General features: G+C 49.7%; 9 protein-coding genes. 3 read left to right on the forward strand and 6 right to left on the reverse strand.

The features are described from left to right. Nucleotides 1-192 precede the first annotated feature (192 nt). The 5 genes from U2W12_RS00635 to U2W12_RS00655 form a co-directional block, all read right to left on the reverse strand. A complete protein-coding gene (locus U2W12_RS00635; RefSeq protein ID WP_326498742.1) occupies nucleotides 193-852 on the reverse strand; it encodes an HAD-IA family hydrolase in 660 nt (219 codons plus the stop codon). Nucleotides 853-1,209: 357 nt separating this feature from the next. Further along, nucleotides 1,210-1,971 (reverse strand): ABC transporter permease, encoded by a 762-nt coding sequence (locus U2W12_RS00640; RefSeq protein ID WP_326498743.1) that lies wholly within the window; start codon nucleotides 1,969-1,971, stop codon nucleotides 1,210-1,212. Beyond that, nucleotides 1,968-2,957, reverse strand: coding sequence for an ABC transporter ATP-binding protein (locus U2W12_RS00645; protein WP_326498744.1), 990 nt, complete (start codon nucleotides 2,955-2,957; stop codon nucleotides 1,968-1,970). The genes U2W12_RS00640 and U2W12_RS00645 overlap by 4 nt, the downstream gene beginning before the upstream one ends. Before the next feature lie 28 nt (nucleotides 2,958-2,985). Beyond that, nucleotides 2,986-5,139 carry a HAMP domain-containing sensor histidine kinase gene (locus tag U2W12_RS00650; protein ID WP_326498745.1) on the reverse strand — a complete coding sequence of 718 codons (2,154 nt, stop codon included), beginning with the start codon at nucleotides 5,137-5,139 and terminating at the stop codon, nucleotides 2,986-2,988. Beyond that, on the reverse strand, nucleotides 5,136-5,843 hold the full coding sequence (locus U2W12_RS00655) for a response regulator transcription factor (RefSeq protein WP_326498746.1): 708 nt from the start codon (nucleotides 5,841-5,843) through the stop codon (nucleotides 5,136-5,138). Before U2W12_RS00655 ends, U2W12_RS00650 begins: the two co-directional genes overlap by 4 nt. A gap of 177 nt (nucleotides 5,844-6,020) precedes the next feature. Between U2W12_RS00655 and U2W12_RS00660 the strand changes: the two genes are divergently transcribed. The 3 genes from U2W12_RS00660 (at nucleotide 6,021) to U2W12_RS00670 (ending at nucleotide 8,354) form a co-directional block, all read left to right on the forward strand. Further along, nucleotides 6,021-6,458, forward strand: a complete 438-nt coding sequence (locus U2W12_RS00660; RefSeq protein WP_326498747.1) for a PspA/IM30 family protein — start codon at nucleotides 6,021-6,023, stop codon at nucleotides 6,456-6,458. A gap of 90 nt (nucleotides 6,459-6,548) precedes the next feature. Then, nucleotides 6,549-7,121, forward strand: a complete 573-nt coding sequence (locus U2W12_RS00665) for a hypothetical protein (protein WP_326498748.1) — start codon at nucleotides 6,549-6,551, stop codon at nucleotides 7,119-7,121. Nucleotides 7,122-7,133: 12 nt separating this feature from the next. Continuing rightward, nucleotides 7,134-8,354, forward strand: coding sequence for a vWA domain-containing protein (locus U2W12_RS00670; protein WP_326498749.1), 1,221 nt, complete (start codon nucleotides 7,134-7,136; stop codon nucleotides 8,352-8,354). Between the two features lie 165 nt (nucleotides 8,355-8,519). Here the strand turns inward: U2W12_RS00670 and U2W12_RS00675 are convergent, their stop codons facing one another. Further along, nucleotides 8,520-8,885 (reverse strand): integrase arm-type DNA-binding domain-containing protein, encoded by a 366-nt coding sequence (locus U2W12_RS00675; RefSeq protein ID WP_326498750.1) that lies wholly within the window; start codon nucleotides 8,883-8,885, stop codon nucleotides 8,520-8,522. Nucleotides 8,886-9,130: the final 245 nt, after the last annotated feature.

Here is a 9,130-nt window from a genome sequence, read left to right on the forward strand (position 1 = left end):
ACTCTCTCATTTTCGATTCTCCTATCTTTTGGTCGAGACAAGAGCATCGTAGTGACCGCCTTATAGGTCAAACCTCTGAGAGTCCCCCGGCATAGCCGGGGGTTTACCAATATTAATTAGTGCCTGAATATGGGCCAAGTTTTCCAAACCCGTTTCATAGATGCGTGGGCTCATAAAAACTTAAGTAACTTGTTAGGCTAAGGTGCTGCGCTGGCTATTATTAGCAAAGTGAGCGAGTAGATGGGGAAGCTGTGACATATCGTCAAATGGTGTTCCGCCTTGACATAGCACGGTTTCGCCATATGGCACATATTGGAATGCTTTCATTCCTGCTGCTTCAGCTGCTTCAATTCCAACTTCACTATCTTCTACAACCACGCATTGGCTGGGCACAAAACCCATTGAATTTGCAGCGTATTGGAACAGGCCTGGTTCCGGTTTCCAAGAGCCAACTTCATACGAGCTGAAGATGTTGTCTCCAAAGTAAGACGCAAGGCCGCTAATTTGTAGTGCTTGATGAATTTTCAAAGGCGGCCCGCTTGAGGCTATGCACTTAGGGAAGTGCGTGGCTTCGAGCATTTCAAGAACACCGGGCATAGGTTTAAGCTCATGAGAGAAGAGTTCGGCAACACGCTGACGATAATGCTGTTCAAACGTATCTGGCAGCGTCTGGCAAAGCTGGCTCTCAATATCAACGAGAATTGAGGCAAGCTTTTTTCCGCGATACCGCCGGGTCAATAACTCCACCGTATCAGGCAACTCTGGAAGTAAATCGAGAAACGCTTGATTACAAAGCCTCTCGCTGTCGACAAGCGTCCCGTCCAAATCAAAGATTACGCAGATACAATTCATTTATCGAGACACCTAGCATTTTTTGCAGTATGGATTCTGCCTATCATCTCTAATTCGAACAAACTAAGCAAAAAAACCAGCAAATGTCTTCAGAACGCTCAAACCGGTTAATTGCACCTGCCCACTCCTCGACTTGACGGGTGGATTATGTAAGCGATTTGTCTTAAGTCGCTGTTTGGGGGTTCATCTGTCGGGTTTTCGTTATTTGTGTCATACGAAATCATTTGCAGATACTGAGCCCAGTGGCTATTTCATTTGCTGCTAATTCGGGCCGAAATCGGCGTTAAATGCGAGCCAAGCCGATTTCAAATGCAAGCCATTACAGATAGCCGATCCTTCGGTGAGTACATCGTCGCCTCAATTTCTAATTTTGTACCCCGTCTTAAACACCCACCATACAAAAGTCAGGCAGAGGATGAGGAACCCAAACGTCATGCCAATACTCACGGCGATATGCACGTCAGCCATGCCGTAGAAGCTCCAGCGAAAGCCGCTGATCAGATACACCACCGGATTGAATAGCGTGATCTTCTGCCACAATGGGGGCAACATAGTGATCGAATAGAACGCGCCACCCAGAAAGGTCAGCGGAGTGACGACCAACATCGGCACCACCTGGAGTTTTTGAAAACTATCGGCCCACAGGCCGATAATGAAGCCAAACAGACTGAAAGTCACCGCCGTGAGCAAGAGAAAGGCGACCATCCACAAGGGATGGGCAATCTCGTAGGGCACAAAAATGCGCGCGGTGCCCATAATGAGCAGACCCAGCATCACCGACTTGGTCGCCGCCGCGCCCACATAACCCATCAGCACTTCGATCCACGAAACCGGTGCCGATAGAAGCTCATAATTCGTGCCCGCCCACTTGGGCATGTAGATGCCGAAAGAGGCATTGGAGATGCTTTCGTTCAGTAAATTCAGCATGACCAGCCCCGGGATAATGAAGGCACCGTAACTGACGCTATCGATGTCGCCCATGCGCGAACCGATGGCTCTGCCAAATACGATGAAGTACAGCGAGGTGGTCAGCACCGGCGCGACGATACTTTCCGCCAACGTACGAAAGGTGCGTGCCATTTCAAAATGGTAAATGGCGCGAATGCCATAGAGGTTCATGCCGACTCCTTATTGGACTGATGCACCAAACTGACGAAGATGTCCTCCAGCGAACTCTCGCTGGAGCGTAAATCTTTGAATTCGATGCCGTGTTCACCTAACATGCGCAACAGCTCGGCAATACCGGTTTCTTCTTCCTGGGCGTCGAAGCGATAAATCAGGGCGTGTCCATCGTCGGAGAGCGTTAACGGCCAAGCGCTTAATCCGATCGGAATGCTGGTTATGGGGTGTCGCAAAGTCAGTGTGAGCTGCTTCTTGCCGAGCTTACGCATCAGTACCTCTTTGTTTTCAACAACGATGAGTTCACCTTTACTGATGACGCCGATGCGGTCTGCCATGTCTTCGGCTTCCTCAATGTAATGGGTGGTCAGAATGATCGTGGTGCCTTGTGCCCGTAGCTCGCGCACCATGCGCCACATGTCGTGTCGTAACTCCACATCCACGCCGGCACTCGGCTCATCAAGAAACAATATTGTTGGCTCATGAGCGAGGGCCTTGGCAATCAGCACGCGGCGTTTCATCCCGCCAGAGAGCGTCATGATTTTTGCGTTGCGCTTGTCCCACAGGGATAGATCGCGCAGTACTTTTTCCAGGTAGGCTGCATCGTGCGCCTTACCGAACAGCCCCCGGCTGAATTTGATCGTGGCCCAGACCGACTCAAACGAGTCCGTATGCAGTTCCTGCGGTACCAGGCCGATGGTTGCCCGCGCGGCGCGATAGTCACGCACGGTGTCTTGACCATCGGCGATGATGCTTCCGGAAGTGGCTTTGACGATGCCGCAGATGAGACTAATCAGTGTCGTCTTGCCCGCACCATTCGGTCCGAGCAAGGCAAATATCTCGCCGCGTTTTATGTCCAGGTTGATGTTTTTGAGCGCTTGGAAACCGTCGGCATATATCTTGTTGACGCCGCGTACGAAGATGATGGGTGCGGGGTTAGGGTTATTGGCGGTCATGGTCGCGTCTGTGGCATTTTTTTCATGCATAAATATAAATTCCAGAGTCTATTGCCTATTATGAAGACTTGGGTCGGTGAATTACCCTTATGTTTTCGGTGGATTTCTCTACCGGGAAATCGATTCTGAATTCAGCGCCCGGATTTCGATTGGTTACATCAATTCTCCCGTTCATGGTGACTATCATTTGATGCGCCAAGGCTAGCCCTATTCCCGTCCCAACGGTTTCGCGCGTGAGTTCATTTTCGGCGCGGTAAAAAAGTTTAAATATTTTTTTCAGTTGGTCTTTGGCGATGCCCGGGCCGTAATCACGGACTCCGAACTGAATAAGGCCGCTGCTTAGTCGATGGCAGGACAACTCGATCGTTTTTGTGTCCGCCTTTGCGGAAAATTTAATGGCATTATCAACCAGGTTAATCATAATCTGGATAAACCAGTCGGGATTCACCTTGATTCTGGCCTGATCCGCATCTTGATCGCATGACAGCCTTAAACAAAAGCCTCCCCGTTCGATTTGCGTGGAAATTTTCGATTGTAGGTTGTCCATGAGTTCGGCAGCGGTCAGGCTTTTCAGCTCCGGTTTTTTTTCATTGCGGGTCATTTTGGCAAGCTGCAACACATTATTTATAAGGCGTGACAAGCGCTCGCTTTCATCCAGGATAAAGTCGTAATAGGTCTTTTTCTTGACTTCATCCGCCCAGCCTGCTTGCAGCATCTCGCCGTACATACGGATCGAAGTGAGCGGCGTCTTCAGTTCATGGCTGACTGCCGAAACAAAGTCCTGTTGCTGATTGACCAGGTTGATCTGGCCGACGCCGAGCCGGTACATCCAATAAAAGCCGGCCGAAAAGACGACGGTCAGCACAAGGGTCAGCCAAATAATCACCCAGCCTCCAGGCCCCACCGGAAGCTGAGTAATACTGAAAACCAGCTGTAATTCGCTAAACGGATCAAACAACTGGTCTTGATAAAGCAGCTCGCCCTCCAGCTCGGTGGTGCTCGACAGATAACCTCGCGGCGTGCGGCCGGCAAAGGCGGATAGGACATTGCCTTGAAAAACCACCAACAAATCGCTCATCTGCGAAAGAGTGGTCTCTTGAAACTCCGCATTGATATTCCCTTGCAGAAAGGCGTCTTTTTCAATCAACAGCCCTTGGATATAACGCTGGCCATTCAGCCATGCTTTGCGGAACAGGACAAAATGGCCGCTATCCAATTGGCTGAATTCAAAAGGATCGACGGCACTTTCAAAGGTGCGGATACGTGAGGCTTGCACCTCCGGCTGTACTGTCGAAGTGATCGGACGATTGCTCTCTTCCAATTCATAGCCGGATGATTTTTTTGCTCTCTGGATCGATTCTGGCAAGACATTTTGCTCGGTTCGCGCCTTTTTTGGCGTCGCCTTAAGGGGGACTTGGTAACTTTCTTCCCTCTTTAATTGAGAGGCTTTTTTCTGAAAGGTTTGCCTTAATTTAATATCTTCTAAGCGGCCCAATTTGTTTTCTTGTTTTCTTTTCCCCGGCGATATTTTGTTAAGCTCATCAAAAACCGCTTGACCTTCGTTTGCCGAGGGTGCGGCAGGTTTCTCAAGCTTGCTGCCCCCAAGGGAGCTGTCAAGGGAAACCGCACCTTTTTCATTTTCAGATAATCCCTTGTCTGTCCGGTCAGCCAAATTACCGCGCACCTCCTTATCATTTTTTCCTGCCACGACCTTCTGATTTCTAACCAGATGGTTCTCGTTTAATATCTGCCGAATCCGATTCTGCAAGGCGGCTCTTTCAGATAACTCCTGTTCGGCAATGCCGTAACTCCCCACTTTTTCGATATCTTCAGGAAGAAAAGGCGTTAATAATTTGCCACCTGCATCAACCTGAAAATAACCGATCAACCCTGGGATTTCCGCTGGAATCGGGTATTGGGAAAGCGGCGACCGTTGTAAAAAATTAACTGTCGGAGCACCTGCCACATTCAAAAAGGAATAATCGGTAAACGGACGTTGCTCTTCGCTATTAATCAACCGTATCAGGCGATTATTGATCCGGTGGGTCAGTTCCTCGGCCATTAATTGATGCTGGTGAAAAGTCTCCCATCTCAAGCGGCTGTAGGATTGCTGGATCAATACCGCCGTGGGTATCGCCAGACTCAGGAAAAAGATCAGCAGCCACCGCCGGAGTCTTTTTTTATCCAAACCTTTCAGGTGATTCCGTTTCATGGCTTTTGCCCGATCAGCCGGTAACCGGCGCCGCGCACGGTGATCAGAAGTTGCGGTTCGGCGGGATCGGATTCTATTTTGCGGCGCAATTTGGCGATATAAATATCCACGGTACGGGTTTCAATATCCAGATAATTGGCATAACCCCACACTTTACTGAGCAACTCCTCGCGCGGAACAAGACGCTTCCAATGGCGATGGAGATATTGCAGGATTTCGATTTCGCGCCTGGTGAAAGAAAGCGCTTGTGCTCCACGCCTTCCTGACAGATTTTGGCAATCGATCGATAGTTCGTTTCCCAGTTGTATCAGCGAATTTTGCGACAAGCCGCGACCGGTTCGGCGCAAGACAGCCTGTACCCTCAATACCAGTTGCGCTACCGAAAACGGCTTGGTGACATAATCGTCCGCGCCCAGCGACAAGCCTTCGATAATGTCTTCATCGTTGCTTTTTGCCGTCAGCATGATAATGGCCTGATCACGGCTCTTTTCCCGAATCCGGTTGCAAATGTCAAAGCCGTTCATGCCTGGCAGCATCACATCCAGCAGGATCAGGTCGAATTTTCCGCTCAAAGCCTTAGTCAAGCCTTCCGCGCCGTGGCCGGAAAAATCGACCTCGTAACCGTGGTAGACGAATACATCGATCAGCCCGGTGCGAATGGCGGCTTCATCTTCAATAATCAGAATGCGCAGTTTACGGGACATCGCAACCCTCAGGCCGAAAAACACGGACAGTGTAGCAAGCTTATGAAATTTAACAGCGGTTGAAGTGTAAATTTTTTGTAAAAACTGCGCCGAATGTTTTACCCATCCGTGTCTGTTTATCGCTGGCCCTCGCGCATAGACTGTGGACCGTCAAACATTTATACGAGAGGTCATATCATGGCTCTTATTACAAGACTGGCAAGGCTTTTCCAGGCCGATATGCATGCAGTATTGGACAAAATCGAAGAACCCGCTATGCTGCTCAAACACAGCATTCGGGAAATGGAAGACTCCATCATCGCCGACGAAAAGCAGATTCGCTTATGGGAATACGAACAGCGACAACTGGCGAGCCAACGCGACCGGCTGGAAGAATCGCTGGGCGATCTGGAAGCGAAGTGCGCGCTCTGCTTCAAATCCGGCAAGGACGATCTGGCGCGGTCTTTTATTAAACGCAAGCTTGAAACGCAGCAGGCGAAGCAGGTATTGGCGGAAAAAATAACAGCTCTCCAGGAAAAAATATCCCGTTTAATCCATCAACTCATGGAACATCAAGCGCAATTAACGGCTATGAAGCAGAAAGCCGAAGTCTTTCTGGAAGAAAAATCAAGTTAACTCAACCAACTGGGAATACCCATCGACGTCTGTCCGAGATGAGGATGTGGAAGTCGATTTTCTGAATGAAAAACAAAAATGGAGCGAATCATGAAGAAAAAGCCAACATTTTGGGAAGGTGTCGTTGTTGCCTTGCTCGCCAGCCTCACCGGCGCCATCGGGTTTTTTGCCTTATCTTTCCTTTTTCCGGAAGACATGTCTATCCGCCTGGTCATTAGCGGCTTGGCTTTTTTCTATAGCCTTTACTTGCTTTTCCGCAGCAGGGAACGCATCGGCCGGATCACGGTGATGCTCTTAGGATACATCCTGTCTGCGGCTGTTTGGTTGTTCGGCTCGCCCCTGACCCTGTTTTTAATCTTGAATATCCTCTCGATCTGGCTGATTCGCTCACTGTATTTTTATAGCCGCTTGTTTACATCCCTAGCCGACCTGGGTTTATGCCTATTCGGCATCGCATCGGCGTTCTGGGCGCTGCATCACACCGGCAGCCCGTTCTTGACGTTTTGGTGTTTCTTTCTCATACAGGCGGTATTCTCTGTCTTTCCCGCCGAAAATAAGCAACCGTTTGCCGATGAAGCAGACCTCTCAAACAGCGAAGTGGAATTCAAACGGGCATATCAAGCAGCGGAAGTGGCTGTGCGCAAACTTTCAACATTGCATTAGGAGAAAATGATGATGAAAACTAAACTCTTGACACTCGGACTGTTTGCCGCGACTGCTGCGACGATCGCCTTTTATCCGGTAGTCAGGCAGGCCACAAAACTGATCGCAACACCTCCAACCGCGATTAATCCGATTACGATACCGCCGGTGGCCGCCGCTAATCAACGTCCACAAATCGAAGTAGTATTTGTCCTCGACACCACCGGCAGCATGAGCGGACTGATTGCGGCTGCCAAGGAAAAAATCTGGTCGATCGCCGGCACCATGGCGTCCGCGCAATCCGCGCCGGACATCAAGATGGGGCTGGTTGCCTACCGCGACCGAGGCGACGCTTATATCGCCCAAACCATCCCTCTATCCAGCGACCTGGATTCCATGTATGCCAAGCTCATGGATTTTCAGGCCGATGGCGGCGGCGACGGACCCGAAAGCGTTAACCAAGCCCTTTACGATGCCGTGAATAAGATTACCTGGAGCCCAAATCCTACCACTTATAAAGTCATCTTTCTGGTAGGGGATGCGCCGCCGCACATGGATTATCAGGACGATGTCAAATACCCGGTTACGGTCGCGTTGGCCAAACAAAAAGGCATCATCGTCAACGCGATCCAGTGCGGACAAGACAGCAATACCAACGCCGATTGGCGGCAAGTCGCCAGTCTGGGGCAAGGCAGTTACTTTCAGGTCGAGCAATCCGGCAGCGCTGTCGCCATTGCGACGCCATACGATAAAAAACTGGCGGAGTTATCCGCCAAATGGGATAAAACACGTGTCTTCTACGGCAACGATGAAGAAAAGGCGAAACAGGCGAGCAAGATGGCCGCGACCGAGAAACTGCATAAAGAAGCCAGCACCGAATCACAAGCGCGCCGGGCAACTTTTAATGCCTCTGCAAGCGGTAAAGCCAATTTTCTCGGAGAAAACGAATTGGTCGATGCGATCAGCAGCGGTCGGGTAAAGCTATCCAATCTGCCGAAAAAATCCTTGCCTGAGAGCTTGCAGGCCATGTCGCCTGCTGCTCAGGAAGAATTTGTCGGCAGCACGAAAAAGGAACGGAGCGAACTGGAATCTGAAATCAAAATACTATCCAAGCAACGTAACGATTACCTACGGCAGAAAGTTGTTGACGAAGGTGGCAAAAAGGATTCGCTGGATGCCAAATTGTTCGGCGCAATCCGCAAACAAGCCAACAATAAAGGCCTGGTTTATGAGGCTGACAGCGCTAAATATTGAGAATTTAGTACTGCAAGCAACTGAAATCTTAATAACTGTCTCGAAGTCAAAGGCTTTATTTCCTCGAAAATCTCAATGGCTTGTTGTGACAAGGGGATGATGTGCTCATCGCGCATTTTCATTTTATGCGCTGGGATGCGCAGAACGGCCAATATTTCAGGCGCTTCAATCTCCGCCAAAGGCCGCGCCCATCCAAGGGAAAACATCCTTTTCCAGCCGCGTTAATGTTCGCTTGGCGTGATCTTCGGTTTTATCGGCTATGTGGGTTTGGTACCATTCGCGGGCAATTACTTCAAAGTTGTTCCCGGCACGTTCGGCGTTCGCTGCTTTTGTCGCTTTACGCTGCGCTGCCGGATCGCCACCAGCCGCTATAAGTTTCCGCGCATCGTCGCGTTTCTCACGAGCATCGGATAAACCCACATCAGGATAACCGCCAAAGGATAGCGTCTTTCTCTTGCCTTCATATCGGTAGTCGAAACGCCACAATTTCCCGCCCTGCGGCATAATTGTAGAGATAAAGCCCTTTTTCATCGGTGAGCTAATAGGGCTTGTCTTGTGCTTTTATTTTTCTCGCTTGAATGCCACTTAACATGCGGTCTCCAGGATGTTTAAACGGTATTGGAAACGCCGTTTGACGGTATGCGGTAAGGTGAAAAAACTAGTGTCTAATTGTATAAAAATACGATAGATATATAATCCTCTGAAAATTGCAGAGGAGTTATCGATGGGGCGTATTGCTAAGGTGGTTAAGTTGAGCCAACAGGAGCGCGTAGAGT

It is taken from the genome of Methylomicrobium sp. Wu6, assembly GCF_035916875.1.
In the GTDB taxonomy this organism is placed as follows: Bacteria; Pseudomonadota; Gammaproteobacteria; order Methylococcales; family Methylomonadaceae; genus Methylomicrobium.

Excerpts from the sequence above, each read along its gene's own strand:
- U2W12_RS00650 (WP_326498745.1), bottom strand. The coding sequence starts at position 5,139 with ATGAAACGGAATCACCTGAAAGGTTTGGATAAAAAAAGACTCCGGCGG.
- U2W12_RS00660 (WP_326498747.1), top strand. The coding sequence starts at position 6,021 with ATGGCTCTTATTACAAGACTGGCAAGGCTTTTCCAGGCCGATATGCAT.
- U2W12_RS00670 (WP_326498749.1), top strand. The coding sequence starts at position 7,134 with ATGAAAACTAAACTCTTGACACTCGGACTGTTTGCCGCGACTGCTGCG.
- U2W12_RS00675 (WP_326498750.1), bottom strand. The coding sequence starts at position 8,885 with ATGAAAAAGGGCTTTATCTCTACAATTATGCCGCAGGGCGGGAAATTG.
- U2W12_RS00635 (WP_326498742.1), bottom strand. The coding sequence starts at position 852 with ATGAATTGTATCTGCGTAATCTTTGATTTGGACGGGACGCTTGTCGAC.
- U2W12_RS00665 (WP_326498748.1), top strand. The coding sequence starts at position 6,549 with ATGAAGAAAAAGCCAACATTTTGGGAAGGTGTCGTTGTTGCCTTGCTC.
- U2W12_RS00640 (WP_326498743.1), bottom strand. The coding sequence starts at position 1,971 with ATGAACCTCTATGGCATTCGCGCCATTTACCATTTTGAAATGGCACGC.
- U2W12_RS00655 (WP_326498746.1), bottom strand. The coding sequence starts at position 5,843 with ATGTCCCGTAAACTGCGCATTCTGATTATTGAAGATGAAGCCGCCATT.
- U2W12_RS00645 (WP_326498744.1), bottom strand. The coding sequence starts at position 2,957 with ATGCATGAAAAAAATGCCACAGACGCGACCATGACCGCCAATAACCCT.